This window comes from Halostagnicola alkaliphila (genome assembly GCF_055379965.1).
Window position 1 is genome coordinate 2,270,740 of sequence record NZ_AP043826.1, and the last position, 19,337, is coordinate 2,290,076.

The following is a 19,337-nucleotide window of genomic DNA, read 5'->3' on the forward strand; positions in this document are numbered from 1 at the left end:
ATTACTCCTTGAGTGCGCCCGCGGTGAGCCCGCTGACGATCTTTTCTTGGGCCACGATCACGAGGATCGCGACGGGGATGACCCCGATGATACTCGCGGCGGCCATGAGGTGATACATCACTTCGTACTGCCCCTGATAACCGAGAATCCCCTCGAGAATCGGGGCCCAGTTCTCGGGTTGACCGTCGGTCATCAGAAACGAGAAGAAGAACTCGTTGTAGACGGCGATAAATGTCAACACGCCCGCCGTGGCGACGCCCGGTGCCGACAGCGGGATGATGACTCGAAAGAGCGCTCCCAACCGGGTCGTGCCTTCGACGCGTGCGGCGTCTTCGAGCCCCTCCGGAATCTGCGAGTAAAACGTCGTCAGGATAAAAATTGCCAACGGCATGAAGATCGCCGACAGCGGCATCACCATCGCCCCGGGCGTGTTGTACAGCGTTCCGTCGCCGGTGATCGGCTCGAGAATCCCGACGGGCGTGTTGAACAGATCGTTCAACGGAATGAAAAACGCCGCCGGCGGGAAAAAGGAGATGACTAACACGAGCAACAGCAACGGAACTTTTCCCGGGAACTCGAGTCGACCAAAGGCGTACCCCGCGAGGCTCGCGATGACGAGGACGATGATGGTCGACGCCGTCGCAATCACGAAGCTGTTGAATATGTACCAGTGGAACGGAATGACCTCGAAGACCTCGACGAACGCCCCGGGATTGAACCCGTTCGGCGTGAGAATGATATCCTGTTGTTGCCCTTCGGGGGTCAGCGCTACCATCAGGAGCCAGTAGAACGGAAAGAGCGTCGTCAACAGGAAGAAGATCGTCGCGACGTAGAACATCGATCTGTAGACACGGGACGGGTTCGAAATCGAGTCGGCGACCCACTGCTGGAAGAACCCTCGGCGAAGTTCCGCGTCGTCGGTTTCGCCGACGACCGTCCCTCCGTCGGCCGCTCGAGTTGCCGGGAGTTCGGCCCCGGATTCGGTCTCCGCCTTGAGGTCGGCGTTTCCCGTACCGGTTTCGTCACCGATTCGTTCGCTATCCGATCCGCCGTCGTCTTTGACGCCGTCTCGATTATCGGTCATCAGTAGACACCTCCCTCGGTATCTCGGAAGAAAAAGACGTACATCGAGATGATGAGCCCGATCACGAGCGCGGTCGCGAACGCGACGGCCGCGGCCGTCGCGTAGATGCGGGTTCCACCGAACATCGCCTCGACGACGAGACACGTCAACGACGGAACGGTGGTACAGCCCGCGGTCGATTCGATGAGTCCGTACACTCGCATAGCGTCCATCGTTCGGAACAACATCGCGACCAGCAGTGCGGGCAACACCAACGGGAGCGTGATTAGTTTGAACCGTTGCCACGGTGACGCTCCGGCTACCTGAGCGACGTTGTAGAGGCTCCGATCGATGCTCTGGAGTCCGGCGAGGATGAGCAGCGCCATGAACGCCGACGACTTCCAGATGTCGGCGATAAGGATGATAATGAACGCGTCTTGGCTGTCCGCAAGCGGGTCGGCTCCGAAGATCCCGAGCCACTGCATGAGGTCGCTTCCGAAGCCGACCGTCGGCTGAAAGAGCAGAAAGAAGATCATCCCTTGGATGACGATCGGAACGGCCCACGGGAGGATGATCGCGACGCGAACCCACCGCCGTCCGCGGAAGTCTTGGTCCAGTACGTACGCCTGCCCGAAGCCGATGACCGTCTCGAGGAAGACGCTGATGACGGCGAACGCGAGCGTAACGAACAGGGCTTGTTGTAAAAACGGAACGCCAAGGTCGATAAACGGGAACGACGTCGAGACCGAGACGTCGAGAAACTGTCGAGCGAGCCTCGCGTTTCCGGTGAGAATATCGACGTAGTTGTCGATGCCGACGAACCCGCCTAAGGGCTCGGCGCCCCTCGTTTGGTCCTCGCGCAGGGACATTACGAACGTCATCAACAGCGGATAGAAGGCGATAAACGCCAGCAGCGCGAACGCGGGGAGCAAAAGCAGGTAGGCGTAGGCCGCCTCGCTCAGCCCCTCCATCCAGTTGGTGATCGGGTTTCCGGTCCGGTCCTGTTCCGGCTCGCCACCCCCGCCGACCAGCAATCCTCCCTCGGAGTCTGGGTCAGTCGCCATTCTGTTCCTCCACGCCGGCTTCGCTCGCCTCGAGCCGCCCCATGAGATCGGACATCGCACCTTCCGGCGACTTCACGCCGCGATAGGCGGCGTTTACTTCCTGGAATATTAGCGCGGACTGTTCGGGCCAGATATCGGTAACGGGTCGTGGAACAGCGTTCTCTCCGGCGATCTGTATCTGTTCAGTGTACCGTGCGACCGGACCGATTTCGTCCGGATCGGCCTCTTCGACCAGCTCGAGTATCGGCGGGAGAAAGCCCTGGAGTTCGAAGATAGTGAGCATGACTTCCTCCTGGGTGAACGCCTCCAGAACCTGCGCCGCCTCGTCGACCCGGTCAGTGTTGGGGTTGAGCGTGAGGTGCCATCCGCCGAGGCCAGCGGCCGTTCCGCCGACACCCTCGAACTCAGCTTCTTCCTCGCTGACCGCATACGGCATCGGCATTACACCGAGATCCTCGCCGAAGGCGTCTTCTTCACCAGTCTGGGCGATCGCGAACGGCCAGTTCCGGTGGGCGATCGCGTTTCCGTTTGCGAACGGGCTCAGCGATTCTTCTTCGGACCATTGGACGATAGCCGAGGGACAGATCTGCTCGTAGCCCTCGAGTGCGTGCTCGTCGTCCGACCCGTGGATGAACGTCCGCATCATCCGAATCGCGTCGAGGACCGGTTCCGACTCGACGGTGATCGGGCGATCACCCGCAACGAACAGGTTCTCGCTCCCGCCGAAGTATCCGCCGCCCCAGGTTGATATCGCCTCGGTGAACGTACAGCAGGCGAGTCCTTCGTAGGCCGCCGCCTGTGTTGTAAATCCAAAATCGACGCCGCTCTCCTCGAGGGCGTCGCTCGTCACTTCGGAGAACTCCTGCCAGGTCGGCGGCTCGGTCGCCCACTCGTCCGTCTCGTACCCCGCGTCTTCGACCAAATCTTGCCGATAGAGCATCGTGCCGAAGTCCGGGAACAACGGAATCGCGTGAAGCCTGTCGGTTTCCGGATTGCGGGCCGTCTCGAGTGCCGCCTCGAGGTACTCGCTTTCGACCCGTTCTATGATCTCGGGGGAAAGTGCGTCTTCGAGGGGAGTCGTTTGCTCTCGAAGAATAAACGGGATCGTCCATCCGCTGTCCATCATGAAGATGTCCGGGGGGGATCGCCCGGCCTGCAACGCGGATTGGTACGATTGCATCCGCTGGGCGGAATCGTCGACGCTCGCCTGTGCCTCGACGGTAATCTCGTCGTCGAGTCCGGCATCCCAAAGCGCCTGCTGGACCGATGGCTCGTCTCCATCAGTGTGCATGATGTCCGCGAAGTCCGTATCGCCGGACATTACGACCGTTCCTTCTTCACGTGCCCGACCCAGACAACCGGCGACGGCCACGCCGGTCGTCGCCGCCGAAACCGACGCCGCTTTGACGAATGTCCGGCGGGAAACCCTACGTCCGGACCGCTCGTGGATCGCCTTTGGGGCCATCTCTTCGAACTAGAGCGCACTCTCCAATATAATCCTTCGCCAGGAACGCTGTAATAAAAATTAACTCTCACGATTCTGTACGCGTCTAAGACGAGCTTACAGAATGACGTAGCCGTGCTTCATTTGCTATCCGTTCTCGCCGCCGCCCACCATCATTTTTCGAGTGACTCAGCCAAACGGCCGAGTAGCACCATCTATTCTCCCTTGCTATCGAGTTTCGCCAGTAAAACACTCGTTGCACGCGGATACGAGCCCCTACTCCAGACGGTGACCAGCCGATGATCTATTCCTCGAGCGCCGGCGGTTTGTGTCGGCCGATCCGGATTTCGTGCGCTTCGATGTCCTCGAGTGCTGCGACGCGACCGCCGACGGTCAGGTCGCCGTTGTCCGTCTCGAGCGTTAACGACGCAACTTCTTCGGATACTTCGAAGGAAACGTCGGTAACGAGTCCCTGAACGACGCGCGAACCGCCGACAGCGACATCCCGTCCTTCGATCGTCGCGTAGAACTCTCCGCCTTCGTCGATCACGTCCTTTACACAGCGACGAATCGACGCGTATCGGCGGGGATAGGGACGTCCCTTTCCGTTTTCGCCCAGCGTCTGTTCGGCCGTGGTCCAGAGCACGGTTCCGAAAAAGCCCGAGACGAGAAAGCCCAGTGCGGACCGGTTGAAAATAACGCCGTAGCGATCTTGATCGTCACGCAGGGCATCCTGTGTCGCGTAGATCGAATAGTTTCCGTCGGCGACGGCGACGACCGGTGTCGTAATTCCTCTTCGCGCACGCGCTGTCGTCGCGACCTCGAGGTAGTCGAACTCGTCGGGTTCGGGGGCCTCCGAGGCGGGAGTAACGATCAGATCGACGCTCACGTCGGCCTCGACCGCCGCCTTCAATTCGTCCTCGAAGCGCGTCAACAGATCCGGGGTCAGTGAGAGTGCGAGTTCGTACTCGGCCGCATCGATCACCTCCTCGAGGTAGCGAAGAATCGTCGATCGGGATTTGACCAGCGAGACAGCCTCCGTGTCTCGAGCAGGTGCCGTATACCGGGACCCGAGTTCGTCGATCATCTGCTCTAAGGAGCTCTGGACGTTCTCGAACGCCTCCTCGGGATCGATGGCGACGACTTTCATCGGCCGAGACTCTCGCAACTCGACCAGTCCACGGTCGCTGAGACTTCGGACGGTGTCGTACACTCGCGGCTGGGGAATATCGGTCCGGTCCGCGATTTCACTCGCCGTGAGCTGGCCCTGCTCTAAGACAGTCAGATAGGCATCAATTTCGTATTCGCCGAGGTTGAATCGGTCCCCGACGTGCTCGACGGTCGAGCGGAGCTCGTCCTGTGACATGTCTCGTAGTATGCTCTCGAAGGATAAATGATTTATTATGGATTGAGTAACACTCATTTTCGAAATTCGGTTGTTTCGGTGAGCCCGTCAGAACGCTTAACCACTGGCGACAAGAGTGTGCTTTTATGCGCGAAGACTGGCTGTGGCCCGGTGAGCTCGCTATGGCCGAGGAATCTTACAGCCTCCTTTCGGACTGGGATTCGGAACGGCTCGTCGATGCCGGCTTCGAGATCCTTCTTGCGTGTCTCATCCTCGTCGCTGGCTGGTATCTCTCGAAACTCGTCGTGAGACTCACCGGACGGACCGTCGCCAGACAGATCGAACGGCCGAGCGTCACCCGAACGATCCTCCGGGGAGTTCGTGTCAGCGTCCTCTTGCTGACGATCGCAGTCGCCGCGAACGTCTTCGGCCTCGGCGGCGGCGAGATCTTCTTTTCGGTCGCCGTTATCTCCGCGATCGTCGGTGTCGTCCTCGCACCGCTTATTAGCAGTTTCATCAACGGTATCTTCATCCTCTCCGACCGCCCCTTCGAGATCGGCGACATGATCGAAATCACCGACGAAGGGCACAAAGGGTTCGTCGAGGACATCACCATCAGGTACACGAAAATCTTCACGCTCGAGAACACCTTTATCGTGATTCCAAACTCCGAGATCCACCGTCGGGACGTCATCAACTACTCGGCAGAAGATGAGCGAACACGAGTTGCCGTCTCGTTCGATGTCACCTACGAAAGCGACCTCGAGGCCGCTCGACGCCACGCCCAACGAGCGGCCCGAAGCGTCGATACCGTCATTTCGGGCGGCCCTGATATCCGAATCGGAAGCGCACGGTACGGTGCGGCCCCCATCTGTGATATTATCGAGTACGGAGATCACGGCGTGAACTTACAGGTCCGCTTCTGGATCGAACACCCCTACAAGCAGACGGTCGCCCGCTCGGACGTCCAGGCCGAGATTCGACGGCGATTCGCAGAGAACGATGTCGAGTTCGCCTACCCCCACACGCACCACGTCTTCGACGAGACGAGCGGCGTCGCCCGGACGACTATCGAGGACCAGCACGTCCAGGAACGAGCGCCGCAAACGGAGGTTCAGACCGGTGACGGGAATCCCGATACGCCCGGATCGTAACCTCACTGAGGTCATTTTATGGGGACGGCGTCCGAATCTTCCCGTAGATCGATAGATGTACGACGACATTCTGGTTCCGACGGACGCCAGCGACACCGTTCCGGAGACGCTTTCGCACGCCCTTTCGATCGCAGGGGACAACGACGCGACGGTCCACGGTCTCTACGTCGTCGATAGTCGAATTACGACTGCGGCAGCCGACGAGACGAAGGCTGATCTCGAGGAATCACTCGAGGCCGAGGGCACGCGTGCCGTCGACACCGTCGAAGCCGCGGCGCGCGAGAAGAACCTCGACGCGGTCGGATCCGTTCGACGCGGGACTCCCTCGAAGGCGATCCTCGAGTACGCGGACGAACACGGGATCGACCTCATCGTGATCGGAACCCGTGGAAAGAGCCCTCGGGAGAAAGTAACGTCGTTAGGGAGCGTCTCGGAGCGAGTCGTCGACAACGCGTCGATTCCCGTTCTCGTCGTTCGAAACGCAGGAACTAGCGCCCGAGAATCGAGTCAGTGAACCAATCGTCGGGCTATCTCGCCGCTCAACTCGGTGATTTATCCACGGTGATCACCTCACAATCGAGGTGTGAACGCAGATAGTGGTCGATGTTCGGGTTGTCCGTAAACCGCCTGAATATACGCCGCAACCGACTCACCTGTTTGGTTCCGATGACCGCCACATCCGCTTCTTCCGCTGCAATTTCCTCGAGAATACTCTCCTCGACCAAGAACCCCGAGCGAACGATGTATCGAACGTTCTCGAGTTGGCCGAACCGCTCTTCGACGGCGTCTTTTAGCTCGGTTCGAGTTACGCTCTTTCCGTTCTGATACAGGTTCACGTGCAGGACGGTCAACGCACCATCGCGCTCGCGCGCGACGCTGATTGCCTGCTCGAGCGTTCGTTGGGAGTGTGTTGTTAAGGGGTACCGGACGGGGACCACGACCAGCGTCATCATCCATTCGAATGCTCCGCGTGCTGGTAAACGTTTAGTATCGCCGTCGGATCCGGCCATCTATAGTCGGCTCGATTCCACGCTCGCGCGCGTACTCGAGTAATACCTCGTACTGACTGTCATCGGTCGTTCCAGTTCGATCCGTGGCCTCGAGCGCTGGGAACTCGTCGTCCGTATGAAAGAGGTAATTCGACGTTGCCAGCTCGTAAGTTGCGTCGCTATCGAATGGCTCCCCGTTTACCCGCTGAATCGTCACCTCGTGGTTGCTGTGTTCCCACTCGAGTGTGAGCCCGCTCACGTGGGCGTGCCACCAGTCGGGTTCAGCGAATCCCAGATCAACGCCTGCAGCGCCGTCTAACACGGCGGACAGTTGGTCCCCGGTGAGTTCTGCGGTTGCGATCGGTTCCTCGAACGGAATCAAACTGATCAGATCCGACGCGGTCACGTTCCCCGCGAGCGAAGCTCCGGAACGAATCCCGCCGCTGTTTTGGAGACCGACATCGGCACCGGTCTCCCACCGATAGGCGTCGGCGACGAAGTTTCCAACCCGACTTTCGCCGCCGAACAACGTCGATTCGGTCCGTTCGATCGGTTCTTCGACTGTCGCAACGACATCGTTCAGCTCGGCCGAGGCCTCGAGGTCTCGAAACGCCTCGACGACATCCGGTGCTGGCTCGTAGTCGTCCGTCCGAACGATTCTCGAATCGGGCTCGCTTTCGATCGTTACGTCGACGATCGCACTGCCGCCATCGCCGGGTCTGGTTAGCAGCGTTCCATCGATTCGCTCGAGTCGCGTACTCGGAACGTGGCCGCCGAGAATAACGTCCGCGTCAACCGCACGCGCGAGGTCATCATCACCACCACCGAGATGCGAACAAACCACGACGATATCGGCACCTGCACTACGAAGTTCGGCCACGGCTTCCTCCACGGCTGCAATCGGATCCCGAAACCGCAATCCCGTCGCCATCGGGTTCAACGATCCAGTCCGTTGGGTTGTGACGCCGGTGACCCCAACCGTTGTCCCGTTTCGGTCTACCGTCGTCCACGGTTCGACCCCTGCCTCGGTGCCGAACGTCTCGCCGTTTCGCTCTACGTTCGCACTTACCCACTGCTGTGGCGAGTTCCGGACGACCTCGAGGGTCGCCTCGTAGCCGTAGTCGAAATCATGATTGCCGAACGTTTCGACGTCAGGCTCGATCGCGTCGTAAAACTCGAGGGCTTGTTTGCCGTCAGTTATCAGCGGCAAGACTCCGGGAGACGTGTTATCTCCGGTCCCCAGAACCAGCGTGTCGTCGTCGGCACGCGCTCGGATCGCCCGTGCGAGTCGTCCGATCTGTCGGGGGTAATCACAGGCATTTTCGACGTCGGAGTACTGTACCAGACGGAGAGACATTTATCAAAAAGTACGACACTGGCGGCTTGATTCCGTCGATTTTCTCCTTTGTGTTACCTCTTCGAGTGTTTCAACGAGTAGATGAGCACACACGACCCGGTTTCCTCGACAATTCCGGGGAAAGACACGCATTTATTTCGAGCCCACCAAGGATGGGTCATGCAAACGAAATCCACGGAAGACGGGACTGTCTTCATTTCGGAAACGGAAGGCGATACGGGATCGAAAGCACCGTTTCTCGTCGCCTACAAGTCTCGAGATCGGAACCAGCGATACGGCTGGTTCTGTGCGAACTGCGAGAGCATCGATAACGCGATGGACTCGATGGGGCGGATTAAGTGCAACCAGTGTGGGAACTTCCGCAAGCCGACGGAGTGGGACGCGGCTCACGAGTAACCGACCACACAGCGCGGCGTGTCTATTGGAAAACCGTGGCATGGTAGCGGAATGCGGAGAGAGGTTCGTTCGACGGCCTTATGTAGGGACCGTCTCCTCGTTATGAATGTAAACGACGTGACGCAGGATGTCACGTCCCCTCTGGCCGGATTCCGGCACGGAGGGCAGTTCGTTCCCCCTCGAGTCGAGGTCGTTCCAACGACCTTAAGTGCTCGAGGGGATTCGACTATGAACGTGACCGCGATCGGGGTCGACCCGGTCGCCTCGAGACGACGCCCTTATATGGTGTCGTCGTCTACGAATGGTTACGTGAAATCCGGTGCCGGGGATCGATTCCGGCGCCGATTCAGATCCGACGGCCTTATAAGGATAGGGCAGTTCGGATATGAACGCAACGAACACGTGATCGACGGGCCGTTCAACTCGGCTCGTCATCTCGGACTACTACAGTCGAAGGGGTTTTGTACCCTGGCTGACTTAGGATAGAGTCCGAAGGAAATGAGGATCTCACCCCTGCGGTCCGCCGTTAAGATGGGATCTGATGTTAGCCTTGACAGTTCGGTGACGCTCGATCGGTCGACGATCTGGTTGCCGAACTGTGGACCACGCAATGTGTGAGTGTGTATTTATACCATTCACCGCCAAACCCCCCTGCTCTGCAGGGGATTTAGCATTCCGGTTGATCCTGCCGGAGGTCATTGCTATTGGAGTCCGATTTAGCCATGCTAGTTGTACGAGTTTAGACTCGTAGCAAATAGCTCAGTAACACGTGGCCAAACTACCCTATCGAGCACGATACTCTCGGGAAACTGAGGTTAATAGTGCATACGGCTCGCTGCCTGGAGTGGCGCGAGCTAGAAATGCTCAGGCGCGATAGGATGTGGCTGCGGCCGATTAGGTAGACGGTGGGGTAACGGCCCACCGTGCCAATAATCGGTACGGGTTGTGAGAGCAAGAGCCCGGAGACGGTATCTGAGACAAGATACCGGGCCCTACGGGGCGCAGCAGGCGCGAAACCTTTACACTGCACGAGAGTGCGATAAGGGGACTCCAAGTGCGAGGGCATATAGTCCTCGCTTTTTCCGACCGTAGGATGGTCGGCGAATAAGTGCTGGGCAAGACCGGTGCCAGCCGCCGCGGTAATACCGGCAGCACAAGTGATGACCGCTATTATTGGGCCTAAAGCGTCCGTAGCTGGCCACGCAAGTCCATCGGGAAATCTACTCGCTCAACGAGTAGGCGTCCGGTGGAAACTGCATGGCTTGGGACCGGAAGATCCAGAGGGTACGTCTGGGGTAGGAGTGAAATCCTGTAATCCGAGACGGACCACCGGTGGCGAAAGCGCTCTGGAAAGACGGATCCGACGGTGAGGGACGAAAGCTCGGGTCACGAACCGGATTAGATACCCGGGTAGTCCGAGCTGTAAACGATGTCTGCTAGGTGTGGCACAGGCTACGAGCCTGTGCTGTGCCGTAGGGAAGCCGTGAAGCAGACCGCCTGGGAAGTACGTCTGCAAGGATGAAACTTAAAGGAATTGGCGGGGGAGCACTACAACCGGAGGAGCCTGCGGTTTAATTGGACTCAACGCCGGACATCTCACCAGCATCGACAGTGTGCAGTGAAAGTCAGTGTGATGAGCTTACTGGAGCCACTGAGAGGAGGTGCATGGCCGCCGTCAGCTCGTACCGTGAGGCGTCCTGTTAAGTCAGGCAACGAGCGAGACCCGCACCCTTAATTGCCAGCAACACCCTTGAGGTGGTTGGGTACATTAAGAGGACTGCCAGTGCCAAACTGGAGGAAGGAACGGGCAACGGTAGGTCAGTATGCCCCGAATGTGCTGGGCTACACGCGGGCTACAATGGTCGAGACAGTGGGATGCTACGCCGAAAGGCGACGCTAATCTCCGAAACTCGATCGTAGTTCGGATTGCGGGCTGAAACTCGCCCGCATGAAGCTGGATTCGGTAGTAATCGCGCCTCAGAAGGGCGCGGTGAATACGTCCCTGCTCCTTGCACACACCGCCCGTCAAAGCACCCGAGTGAGGTCCGGATGAGGCCGGCGTTACGCCGGTCGAATCTGGGCTTCGCAAGGGGGCTTAAGTCGTAACAAGGTAGCCGTAGGGGAATCTGCGGCTGGATCACCTCCACAGACCGGGACCGGGGCGACGCCCCGGCCCACAGCGGTTTCGCGATTCGGTCCACACGTTCGATCGACCACCGTCAGGCCGACCGAGCACCTTAGAACTGTCAAGGCTAACACTCCCGATTGATCCCCAGTCTGCACATCAGCAGAGTGGGGTGGGCCCATAGCTCAGTGGTAGAGTGCCTCCTTTGCAAGGAGGATGCCCAGGGTTCGAATCCCTGTGGGTCCATGACTCGGGTTAGATCAAAACGAATCGTGTCCCTTAAGTGGGAGACAGCGCTTTGATGTAATCCGAAGCAACGAACCAATGCACCACCCCGCGCAAGTGTGGGTGGGAAGGGTTAATGCAGGCCCGCTGTCTACGGGCGTGCAGATGATACCGTGTGTACGTGTAGTCCAGGCGTCCACTGGACCCGTTCCCGGGTCACTACTGATCCGAAAGAACGTGGCTACTGTGCCAGCTGGTGGATCGCTCGGCTCAAGAGCTGAAGAAGGACGTGCCAAGCTGCGAAAAGCCTGAGGGAGCCGCACGGAGGCAAAGAACTCAGGATCTCCGAATGGGAATCCCCACCGCAATTGCTTCGCGCAATGGGGAACGTCGAGAATTGAAACATCTTAGTATCGACAGGAAAAGAAAGCAAACCGCGATGTCGTTAGTAACGGCGAGTGAACCCGACACAGTCCAAACCGAAGCCCTTACGGGCAATGTGGTGTTCGGACTGACATTCAGCACTGGACCATCTACAAGAAATCTCCTGGAACGGAGTACGAAACAGGGTGACAGTCCCGTATGGTAGATCAGTACAGTGTGCGTCAGCTCCAGAGTAGCGGGGATTGGATATTCCTCGTGAATGTTGCGGGCATTGACCGCAAAGACTCAATACTCCTTGAGACCGATAGCGAACAAGTAGCGTGAGCGAACGCTGAAAAGCACCCCAAGAAGGGAGGTGTAATAGGGCGTGAAATCAGTTGGCGATAGAACGACAGGGCACACAAGGTCCGACACGAAATGAATCAGATGCGAATCTGTAGTAAGCAGTGTCGGAAGCCGGTGTTCTGTCGTACGTTTTGAAAAACGAACCAGAGAGTGTGTCTGATTGGCGAGTCTAACCTGATCATCAGGGAAGGCATAGGGAAACCGATATGACCGCAGTGCTTTGCACCAGGGTCACCGTGTTCAAGCGCGGGGAGCCACTCGGACACGACCCGAAACCGGACGATCTACGCATGAGCAGGACGAAGCGTGCCGAAAGGCACGTGGAGGTCCGTTAGAGTTGGTGTCCTACAATACCCTCTCGTGACTTATGTGTAGGGGTGAAAGGCCCATCGAGTCCGGAAACAGCTGGTTCCAACCGAAACATGTCGAAGCATGACCTTCACCGAGGTAGTTTGTGGGGTAGAGCGACGGATTGGGAGACCGGCCTCCGAGAGGAGTTCGCCTCCCTGTCCAACTCCGAACCTACGAACGCTGTTGACGTGAGGAGTCCGGTGCGCGGGGTAAGCCTGTGTACCGTGAGGGAGACAACCCAGAGCTGGGTTAAGGTCCCCAAGTGTGGACTAAGTGCGATCGAAAGTGGTGCCGAGCCCTAGACAGCCGGGAGGTGAGCTTAGAAGCAGCTACCCTCTAAGAAAAGCGTAACAGCTTACCGGCCGAGGTTCGGCGCGCTGAAAATGATCGGGGCTCAAGTCCACCACCGAGACCGAGCGACACATTTTACAATGTGATTCCGTAGGTTGGCGTACTGTTCGGATGGAAGCATGGAAGAGATTTCGTGTGGACCGTTCAGTAACGAAAATTCTGGTCATAGTAGCAGCGTTAGTCGGGTGAGAACCCCGACGGCCGAACGAGTAAGGGTTCCTCAGCAATGCTGATCAGCTGAGGGTTAGCCGGTCCTAAGTCTCACCGCAGTTCGAATGAGACAAAAGGGAAATAGGTTAATATTCCTATGCCAGTGTGAATTAGAAGTCGACGCTTTGGAGCCGCCCAGGCCGGGCACTCGCCCGGTGTAACCATCGAAATCCGTGGAAGCCGTAATGGCACGAAGCGGATGAATGGTGGGATGCCGCAAGCTGGGTCAATCTGGAGCCCGTGAAAAGACGATCACACTGTCCGTACCGAGATCCGACACAGGTACTCGTGGCGGCGAAAGCCAAGGTCTGTCGGGATCAACCGACGTTAGGGAATTCGGCAAGTTAGTCCCGTACGTTCGCAATAAGGGATGCCTGCCTCGGAGAGAGGCAGGTCGCAGTGACTCGGGCGCTCCGACTGTCTAGTAACAACATAGGTGACCGCAAATCCGCAAGGACTCGTACGGTCACTGAATCCTGCCCAGTGCGGGTATCTGAACGCTCAGTACAATGAGAAGAAGGACCCGTTAACGGCGGGGGTAACTATGACCCTCTTAAGGTAGCGTAGTACCTTGCCGCTTTAGTAGCGGCTTGCATGAATGGATCAACGAGAGCGCCACTGTCCCAACGTTGGGCCCGGTGAACTGTACATTCCAGTGCGGAGTCTGGAGACCCCCAAGGGGAAGCGAAGACCCTATAGAGCTTTACTGCAGGCTGTCGCTGAGACGTGGTCGTCATTGTGCAGCATAGGTAGGAGCCATTACACAGGTACCCGCGCTAGCGGGCCACCGAGGCAACATTGAAATACTACCCGATGATGACTGCGACTCTCACTCCTGGCGGAGGACACCGGTAGCCGGGCAGTTTGACTGGGGCGGTACGCGCTTGAAAAGATATCGAGCGCGCCCCAAGGTTTCCTCACTCGGGTCGGAGACCCGAGTAAGAGTGCAAGAGCATAAGGAAGCCTGACAGTGTCGAGCACAACAATCGACGCTGACGCGAAAGCGTGGTCTAGCGAACCAATTAGCCTGCTTAATGCGGGCAATTGCTGACAGAAAAGCTACCTTAGGGATAACAGAGTCGTCACCCGCAAGAGCACATATCGACCGGGTGGCTTGCTACCTCGATGTCGGTTCCCTCCATCCTGCCCGTGCAGAAGCGGGCAAGGGTGAGGTTGTTCGCCTATTAAAGGAGGTCGTGAGCTGGGTTTAGACCGTCGTGAGACAGGTCGGCTGCTATCTATTGGGGGTGTTACGGTATCTGACGAGAACGTTCGTATAGTACGAGAGGAACTACGAATGGGTGCCACTGGTGTACCGGTTGTTCGAAAGAGCACGTGCCGGGCAGCCACGCACCACGGGGTAAGAGCTGAACGCATCTAAGCTCGAAACCCACTTGAAAAAGAGATACCAACTGAGATCACTCGTAGAAGACGAGTTCGATAGACTCGGGATGTACGCACCAAGGCAACGAGGTGTTGAGTCCGCGAGCACTAACAGATCGAGCCACCATTCATACGCATTTGGATCATGTACGGACCCGGAAACGGGTCCAGGCGTGAACTGGACTACACGTACACACGGTTCGGCACCGTATACCGAGACTGGAGTCACACGCTCAATGGAGCGTGTGTGGCGGTTCGAATCCGTAGCTCGGCGTTACGGCGGCCATAGCGGCGGGGTTCCTCCCGTACCCATCCCGAACACGGAAGATAAGCCCGCCTGCGTTTCGGTGAGTACTGGAGTGGGAGACCCTCTGGGAAACCCGATTCGCCGCCTTCACTCATACTTTATCACACACCAAAGAGAGTCATCCAACGTGGTTGGCTCTCTTTTTTATTTACACTCGAGCAGCGGTAGCTCCGTGATCCTCGTTCCCACGACAGCCATCTCAGTAGTTTTCGACAGCGATCTCTCTAATTAGCGGAAAGCCGCCCATACCGAATGGACACCGTGTCGGAGAACTTGAGTACGATCTCGAACGAAGGGCTGCGACAAGTACAAATCACAACCCCATATTCTATTGCTTAATCGGGGCAGATCAGCCACTGATATACTAATTACATTGGCTATCCCACTATTTTAGCACAAACTAGGCTATACTCGTCCACTACTACTGGCGAGTTTGTCGGATAGACCAACCTTTATCACGGGTGCCGTCGTATCCGTTTAGTGAATGGGACCTGTTAACATGCAACTCGTCGAGCAGGCCAGGTCGATCTTCGCAGAGCTCGGATACACTGTCGAAGGAGACGGCCCCGAGTTTCGAGCCCAGCGAGAATGGAAAGTCGTCCACGTCAGTACAGTCCTCGAGACGGGAACCCTTCCGAACGAATCGGGAGAATTCCACTGTTTCGTCGCACAACCAAGCGATGTAGATGAACTCGAGAGACGACTCAACCAGACAAGCCCAGACTACGAGTGGGCGATTATCGTCGTCGACGGAGACGAGTATCAGGTCGAACGAGCCCCGCCGGGACCACGCGCAACAGCGTAGTTCGGCACTGTTTTCTGATTATTCGGTTTCGTCGAGAGCGCGCCGCGTCGCAGTAACTCCTGTTCCTGGATCGACGTCGGCACCCATGGACTCGAGGATGTCACCAAGTGCGGTCACCGTGAAGATCACGTTTTTCGCGCGTGCTGAGTGACCCATACAGCCGATACGGAAGATGTCACCAGAGAGATCACCGAGCCCGCCGGCAATCTCGAGATCGTACTGTTCGAGTAGGGCGTCACAGACGGCTCCGTCATCGATTCCATCGGGGACGCGGACCGCGTTTAGACTCGGGAGCCAGTATTCGTCGGGAGCGTTCATCTCGAGACCCATGCCTTCGACGCCGGCTTTCAGTGCGCCGGCGAGGCGTTCGTGGCGCGCCCAGCGGGCTTCGATTCCCTCCTCGGCGACGAGACGAAGGGCTTCCCGAAGCGCGTAGACGTTAGTAATCGGCGCGGTATGGTGGTACGAGCGTTCCTCACCCCAGTAGCCCTCGAGCAAAGAGAGGTCGAGGTACCAAGATCGGGGCTCCTTCTCGCGCGAGAGGACCTTGTCCATCGCTTCGTCGGAGAGCGTGAGGGGACTCGCACCGGGCGGACAGGAGAGACACTTTTGCGGACCAGCGTAGGCGACGTCGATGTCCCACTCGTCGACACGGAGCTCGACGCCGCCGATCGAGGTAACGGTGTCTGCGATCACGAGCGCGTCGTGATCGTGTGCGGCGGTCGTGAGTGTGGGAACGTCAGGCTGGAGGACGCCCGTACTCGTCTCTGCGTGGACGAATCCGAAAATGTCTGGGTCGTGTTCTGCGAGCGCGTCGTCGACTGCACTCGGCTCGAGTGGTTCTCCCCAAGGTGCATCGACTTCGACGACGGTTCCGCCGGCGCGACGAGCCATCGACGCCATCCGGCCGCCGAAGTAGCCGTTCGTCGGAACGAGCATCGTATCGCCCGGTTCGACGAGGTTTCCGATCGCGGCTTCCATCGACGCCGAGCCGGTTCCCGAGACGGGTATCGTCCACTTATTGTCTGTCCGGAAGGTGTATCGCAGTAATTCCTGAACTTCGTCCATAATTTCGACGAACGACGGATCGAGGTGTCCGACGAGCGGTGTGCTCATCGCCTGGAGCACGCGCGGGTTGGCATCGCTCGGTCCCGGCCCCATCAGCGTTCGATTCGGTGGGGTGAGTTCTCCGACTTCTGGGTTCGAATGTGACTCATCAGTAGTAGGCATGCTTGAACGTGGAGTCGGAACCCTCAAAAACATTGACTCACCGGCAGCGACCGATTCGCATCGGCGTACGTTTAAGGGATATTGTGTCTTAGTAGCACAGGCAATGGTCTTCAAGAAAATCACGCTGATCGGAACGAGTACCGAAAGCTTCGATGCAGCGGCAGACGATGCTATTGACCGCGCCGAAGACACGCTCCAGAACGTGTACTGGATCGAGGTCGACGAGCTCGGTGTCGAAATCGCAAATACTGAAGGCCGAGAGTATCAGGCTGAAGTAACGGTCGCGTTCGAACTCGAGGAGTAGTGTTTGACACCCGTTTGGTGAAAGACAGAAACTGTTTTCCACACGTTGGAAGGGAGATCGAGAAGGAGATATCCGACAAATCAGCGGTCGAGAAGCGACTTACGTTCGGAACGATTCGCCACAGCCACATTCGCTGACGACGTTTGGATTCTCGACGTGAAATCCTTCTGCTTGGAGCCCGCTTTCGAAGTCGAGAACGCTTCCTTCGATATATTTCAGGCTTGCCGGGTCGACGAAGACCCGAAGGTCGTGGTGTTCGTATATCGTGTCGTCGTCCTCGGGTTCGTCGTCGAACCGCATTCCGTAGGAGAGCCCTGCACAGCCACCTTGTTGGACGAACAACCGCAGTCCGGCGATGTCATCATCTAATCCCTCTCCATCGAGCAGTGAGCGAGCCTGCTCTGCGGCGTTCTCGGTAACCTCGATCTGGGGTCGCGCGTCCCCACCATCCATGCTTTCGGTGCTCATATACTACCATTCCCGCGCAACGATGTTAACGTTGACGCCATTCGGGTAGCTCTCGATTCGGGTGTGGAATCAAATTGTCTCGTTAAAATCCGACTGAACGGCGTTGTAATACTCCCCGAACCGTTTTTTGTCGTTCGGTGATAGCTGGATGCCGTTGACCGCCAGCAGTTCGACCATTCGTTCGACATCGTACTCGTACCACATCGAGAGAATCCAGAGATTCTTCTGGGCGTAATCGTAGTTTCGCTCAAGCACGCGCCGATCGGTCGGATCGACGACGTCCGGTTGCATCTCGTCTTCGACTCCATTATTCACCCACGTAAAACCAGTACCTGCTATTCTCAGGGTGAGAGCCCGTCAGCTCACCAGCGGAGAAACCCTAAAGATTGTTTTGAAAGATCAATTGTGATCAAGTCGCATCCGGACGCTTTCGGCGTGGGCCTCCAGCCCTTCTGCCGTCGCCAGTGTCGTAATCGTTTTTCCGAGATTCTCGAGTCCGGTTTCTGAGAGTCGTTGGACGGTTGTCGATCGAAGGAACGTTTCGACCGAGAGTCCGCCGGTCACGCGCGCGCCGCCGTTGGTCGGCAGAACGTGATTCGTCCCGCTAGCGTAATCCCCCGCGGCAACTGGGGTGTGCGATCCGAGAAAAACGCTTCCGGCGCTGTCGATCCGCTCGAGGAGTTCCTCGTCGTCCTCGGCGATAATCGAGAGGTGTTCGGGGGCGTACGCTTCGGTGAACAGAATCGCTTCGCTCATCGATCGTGCGAGCAGTACGCCGCTCGCGTCGTTCGAGAGCGCGGATCGAACCGTTTCTTCGCGCTCGCGCTCGCCCGCTTGACTCTCGAGTGCTTCGGTGACGGCTTCTGCGGTCGCCCCGTCATCGGTGATCGCAACGACCGATGCGTTGGCGTCGTGTTCGGCTTGGGCGATTAGTTCCGATGCGACGAACTGCGGGTCGGCAGTGTCGTCCGCGACGACGACGACTTCGCTGGGTCCGGCCAAGAAATCGATCGCGACATCGCCGCGGACTTCGGCTTTCGCCGCCGTGACCCACTGATTACCGGGGCCGACGATTTTCTGGACGCGGGTAACCGACTCGGTGCCGTAGGCCAGCGCTGCGATTCCCTGCGCACCGCCCACGCTGTAGACGGCGTCCGCACCCGCGGCGTGGATCGCTGCAAGTGTTACCGGACTGATCTGCTCCGCTGGCGGCGTCACGACCGAGACGTGGTCGACACCGGCGACGACGGCCGGAACGATACCCATGATCGCACTCGAGGGGTAGGCTGCGCTCCCGCCGGGAACGTACACGCCGACGCGGTCGATCGGACGGAATCGTCTGCCGAGTTCTCGTCCGTCGTCGAAGGACTCGCGCCAGTCTTCGGGGAGTTGTGCCTCGTGAAACTCCCGGATGTTGTCGGCGGCGGTTTCGATCGCCTCGAGTAGCTCGTCGTCGAGGTCGTCGTACGCACGTTCACATTGGTCCGTAATCTCGAGGTTTCCGACCGAAACGTCGTCGAACTGCTCGGTGAACTCGCGAACGGCGACATCACCTTCTTCTCCCACCCGTTCGACGATTTCTCGGACGTCCGAACGGACGGATTCAACACCCGCGTCGCGGTCGAAAAAGGCGACGCGCTCGCCGGGTCCGAGTTCGGAGACCTCCCGCTCTTGAATACTCATACCGGTGTTAATGTGGGCATCGCGAAAAACGGTTTCCTTCCGCTATGCGTCACCATTATCGACGGCCCAGAGCCCCGCTGCGTCGAGCGTCGCACGGATGAACAGGTACACGAGAAGCGAAAACCCGATGACGGCAATCGGAGCCTGAAGCATTTCGGCGATTCCGCGACCGAAAAGCAGCTGGCTGAATCCGCGGACGAAGAAACTGAAGATGACGAGTCCGAACGCGATGACGGAGAGCTTGACGAAGCCCGAACGGTCCATGCGCCACTATCTAAGTCGGTTCCGCAAAGTCGTATCGAAAGCTCACGAGCGATGGCTCACGTTCGTCAGTGACTGCCTTCGGCTGACAGG

At 58.2% G+C, this 19,337-nt stretch carries 16 protein-coding genes, 1 tRNA gene and 3 rRNA genes; 9 read left to right on the forward strand and 11 right to left on the reverse strand.

The window, feature by feature from the left end; translation table 11 throughout:
* Position 1: 1 nt before the first annotated feature.
* The 4 genes from ACZ5C7_RS16600 to trmB form a co-directional block, all read right to left on the reverse strand.
* Entirely contained in the window at positions 2 to 1,084 is a 1,083-nt protein-coding gene (locus ACZ5C7_RS16600) for a carbohydrate ABC transporter permease (protein ID WP_464377391.1), read from the reverse strand.
* Positions 1,084 to 2,127: a carbohydrate ABC transporter permease gene (locus ACZ5C7_RS16605; protein WP_464377392.1), complete on the reverse strand. Its 1,044-nt coding sequence runs from the start codon at positions 2,125 to 2,127 to the stop codon at positions 1,084 to 1,086. Before ACZ5C7_RS16605 ends, ACZ5C7_RS16600 begins: the two co-directional genes overlap by 1 nt.
* On the reverse strand, positions 2,117 to 3,592 hold the full coding sequence (locus ACZ5C7_RS16610; RefSeq protein ID WP_464377393.1) for an extracellular solute-binding protein: 1,476 nt from the start codon (positions 3,590 to 3,592) through the stop codon (positions 2,117 to 2,119). The genes ACZ5C7_RS16605 and ACZ5C7_RS16610 overlap by 11 nt, the downstream gene beginning before the upstream one ends.
* A gap of 283 nt (positions 3,593 to 3,875) precedes the next feature.
* A complete protein-coding gene (trmB, locus tag ACZ5C7_RS16615; RefSeq protein WP_464377394.1) occupies positions 3,876 to 4,937 on the reverse strand; it encodes an HTH-type sugar sensing transcriptional regulator TrmB in 1,062 nt (353 codons plus the stop codon).
* A gap of 125 nt (positions 4,938 to 5,062) precedes the next feature.
* Between trmB and ACZ5C7_RS16620 the strand changes: the two genes are divergently transcribed.
* Entirely contained in the window at positions 5,063 to 6,070 is a 1,008-nt protein-coding gene (locus ACZ5C7_RS16620) for a mechanosensitive ion channel family protein (RefSeq protein WP_464377395.1), read from the forward strand.
* A gap of 55 nt (positions 6,071 to 6,125) precedes the next feature.
* The gene (locus ACZ5C7_RS16625) at positions 6,126 to 6,584 is read left to right on the forward strand and encodes a universal stress protein (RefSeq protein WP_464377396.1); all 459 of its coding nucleotides are present in this window, start codon (positions 6,126 to 6,128) and stop codon (positions 6,582 to 6,584) included.
* 25 nt (positions 6,585 to 6,609) lie between these two features.
* Here ACZ5C7_RS16625 and ACZ5C7_RS16630 read toward each other — a convergent pair whose 3' ends face one another.
* Together ACZ5C7_RS16630 and ACZ5C7_RS16635 are read right to left on the reverse strand one after the other, a co-directional pair.
* On the reverse strand, positions 6,610 to 7,020 hold the full coding sequence (locus ACZ5C7_RS16630; RefSeq protein WP_464377397.1) for a universal stress protein: 411 nt from the start codon (positions 7,018 to 7,020) through the stop codon (positions 6,610 to 6,612).
* A gap of 34 nt (positions 7,021 to 7,054) precedes the next feature.
* Positions 7,055 to 8,416, reverse strand: coding sequence for a bifunctional metallophosphatase/5'-nucleotidase (locus ACZ5C7_RS16635; protein WP_464377398.1), 1,362 nt, complete (start codon positions 8,414 to 8,416; stop codon positions 7,055 to 7,057).
* A 159-nt stretch (positions 8,417 to 8,575) separates the two neighbouring features.
* Here ACZ5C7_RS16635 and ACZ5C7_RS16640 point away from each other — a divergent pair, with 159 nt between their 5' ends.
* The 6 genes from ACZ5C7_RS16640 to ACZ5C7_RS16665 all read left to right on the forward strand — a co-directional run bounded on the left by ACZ5C7_RS16640 (position 8,576) and on the right by ACZ5C7_RS16665 (position 15,298).
* Positions 8,576 to 8,812 carry a DUF5816 domain-containing protein gene (locus ACZ5C7_RS16640; RefSeq protein WP_464377399.1) on the forward strand — a complete coding sequence of 79 codons (237 nt, stop codon included), beginning with the start codon at positions 8,576 to 8,578 and terminating at the stop codon, positions 8,810 to 8,812.
* A gap of 672 nt (positions 8,813 to 9,484) precedes the next feature.
* Positions 9,485 to 10,958: ribosomal RNA gene (locus tag ACZ5C7_RS16645) — 16S ribosomal RNA — on the forward strand.
* Positions 10,959 to 11,111: 153 nt separating this feature from the next.
* Positions 11,112 to 11,183, forward strand: a tRNA-Ala gene (locus ACZ5C7_RS16650).
* A 211-nt stretch (positions 11,184 to 11,394) separates the two neighbouring features.
* Positions 11,395 to 14,316, forward strand: a 23S ribosomal RNA gene (locus ACZ5C7_RS16655).
* Positions 14,317 to 14,461: 145 nt separating this feature from the next.
* Positions 14,462 to 14,583 (forward strand): 5S ribosomal RNA (gene rrf, locus ACZ5C7_RS16660).
* The 16S, 23S and 5S rRNA genes sit together here with 1 tRNA gene alongside, the layout of an rRNA operon.
* A 409-nt stretch (positions 14,584 to 14,992) precedes the next feature.
* Entirely contained in the window at positions 14,993 to 15,298 is a 306-nt protein-coding gene (locus ACZ5C7_RS16665) for a DUF7116 family protein (protein ID WP_464378464.1), read from the forward strand.
* 18 nt (positions 15,299 to 15,316) lie between these two features.
* Here ACZ5C7_RS16665 and ACZ5C7_RS16670 read toward each other — a convergent pair whose 3' ends face one another.
* On the reverse strand, positions 15,317 to 16,528 hold the full coding sequence (locus ACZ5C7_RS16670) for a pyridoxal-phosphate-dependent aminotransferase family protein (protein ID WP_464377400.1): 1,212 nt from the start codon (positions 16,526 to 16,528) through the stop codon (positions 15,317 to 15,319).
* Positions 16,529 to 16,631: 103 nt separating this feature from the next.
* Between ACZ5C7_RS16670 and ACZ5C7_RS16675 the strand changes: the two genes are divergently transcribed.
* Positions 16,632 to 16,832, forward strand: coding sequence for a dodecin (locus ACZ5C7_RS16675; RefSeq protein WP_464377401.1), 201 nt, complete (start codon positions 16,632 to 16,634; stop codon positions 16,830 to 16,832).
* A gap of 99 nt (positions 16,833 to 16,931) precedes the next feature.
* Here the strand turns inward: ACZ5C7_RS16675 and ACZ5C7_RS16680 are convergent, their stop codons facing one another.
* The 4 genes from ACZ5C7_RS16680 to ACZ5C7_RS16695 form a co-directional block, all read right to left on the reverse strand.
* Positions 16,932 to 17,300 (reverse strand): HesB/IscA family protein, encoded by a 369-nt coding sequence (locus ACZ5C7_RS16680; protein WP_464377402.1) that lies wholly within the window; start codon positions 17,298 to 17,300, stop codon positions 16,932 to 16,934.
* 69 nt (positions 17,301 to 17,369) lie between these two features.
* Positions 17,370 to 17,591, reverse strand: a complete 222-nt coding sequence (locus tag ACZ5C7_RS16685) for a hypothetical protein (RefSeq protein ID WP_464377403.1) — start codon at positions 17,589 to 17,591, stop codon at positions 17,370 to 17,372.
* A 108-nt stretch (positions 17,592 to 17,699) separates the two neighbouring features.
* Complete coding sequence (gene hisD, locus ACZ5C7_RS16690) at positions 17,700 to 18,983, reverse strand: histidinol dehydrogenase (RefSeq protein ID WP_464377404.1); 1,284 nt, start codon at positions 18,981 to 18,983, stop codon at positions 17,700 to 17,702.
* 42 nt (positions 18,984 to 19,025) lie between these two features.
* Positions 19,026 to 19,247: a hypothetical protein gene (locus tag ACZ5C7_RS16695; protein WP_464377405.1), complete on the reverse strand. Its 222-nt coding sequence runs from the start codon at positions 19,245 to 19,247 to the stop codon at positions 19,026 to 19,028.
* Positions 19,248 to 19,337: the final 90 nt, after the last annotated feature.

Coding starts and splice junctions, on each gene's coding strand:
- ACZ5C7_RS16600 (WP_464377391.1), bottom strand. CDS start 1,084: ATGACCGATAATCGAGACGGCGTCAAAGACGACGGCGGATCGGATAGC.
- ACZ5C7_RS16605 (WP_464377392.1), bottom strand. CDS start 2,127: ATGGCGACTGACCCAGACTCCGAGGGAGGATTGCTGGTCGGCGGGGGT.
- ACZ5C7_RS16610 (WP_464377393.1), bottom strand. CDS start 3,592: ATGGCCCCAAAGGCGATCCACGAGCGGTCCGGACGTAGGGTTTCCCGC.
- trmB (WP_464377394.1), bottom strand. CDS start 4,937: ATGTCACAGGACGAGCTCCGCTCGACCGTCGAGCACGTCGGGGACCGA.
- ACZ5C7_RS16620 (WP_464377395.1), top strand. CDS start 5,063: ATGCGCGAAGACTGGCTGTGGCCCGGTGAGCTCGCTATGGCCGAGGAA.
- ACZ5C7_RS16625 (WP_464377396.1), top strand. CDS start 6,126: ATGTACGACGACATTCTGGTTCCGACGGACGCCAGCGACACCGTTCCG.
- ACZ5C7_RS16630 (WP_464377397.1), bottom strand. CDS start 7,020: ATGACGCTGGTCGTGGTCCCCGTCCGGTACCCCTTAACAACACACTCC.
- ACZ5C7_RS16635 (WP_464377398.1), bottom strand. CDS start 8,416: ATGTCTCTCCGTCTGGTACAGTACTCCGACGTCGAAAATGCCTGTGAT.
- ACZ5C7_RS16640 (WP_464377399.1), top strand. CDS start 8,576: ATGCAAACGAAATCCACGGAAGACGGGACTGTCTTCATTTCGGAAACG.
- ACZ5C7_RS16665 (WP_464378464.1), top strand. CDS start 14,993: ATGCAACTCGTCGAGCAGGCCAGGTCGATCTTCGCAGAGCTCGGATAC.
- ACZ5C7_RS16670 (WP_464377400.1), bottom strand. CDS start 16,528: ATGCCTACTACTGATGAGTCACATTCGAACCCAGAAGTCGGAGAACTC.
- ACZ5C7_RS16675 (WP_464377401.1), top strand. CDS start 16,632: ATGGTCTTCAAGAAAATCACGCTGATCGGAACGAGTACCGAAAGCTTC.
- ACZ5C7_RS16680 (WP_464377402.1), bottom strand. CDS start 17,300: ATGAGCACCGAAAGCATGGATGGTGGGGACGCGCGACCCCAGATCGAG.
- ACZ5C7_RS16685 (WP_464377403.1), bottom strand. CDS start 17,591: ATGCAACCGGACGTCGTCGATCCGACCGATCGGCGCGTGCTTGAGCGA.
- hisD (WP_464377404.1), bottom strand. CDS start 18,983: ATGAGTATTCAAGAGCGGGAGGTCTCCGAACTCGGACCCGGCGAGCGC.
- ACZ5C7_RS16695 (WP_464377405.1), bottom strand. CDS start 19,247: ATGGACCGTTCGGGCTTCGTCAAGCTCTCCGTCATCGCGTTCGGACTC.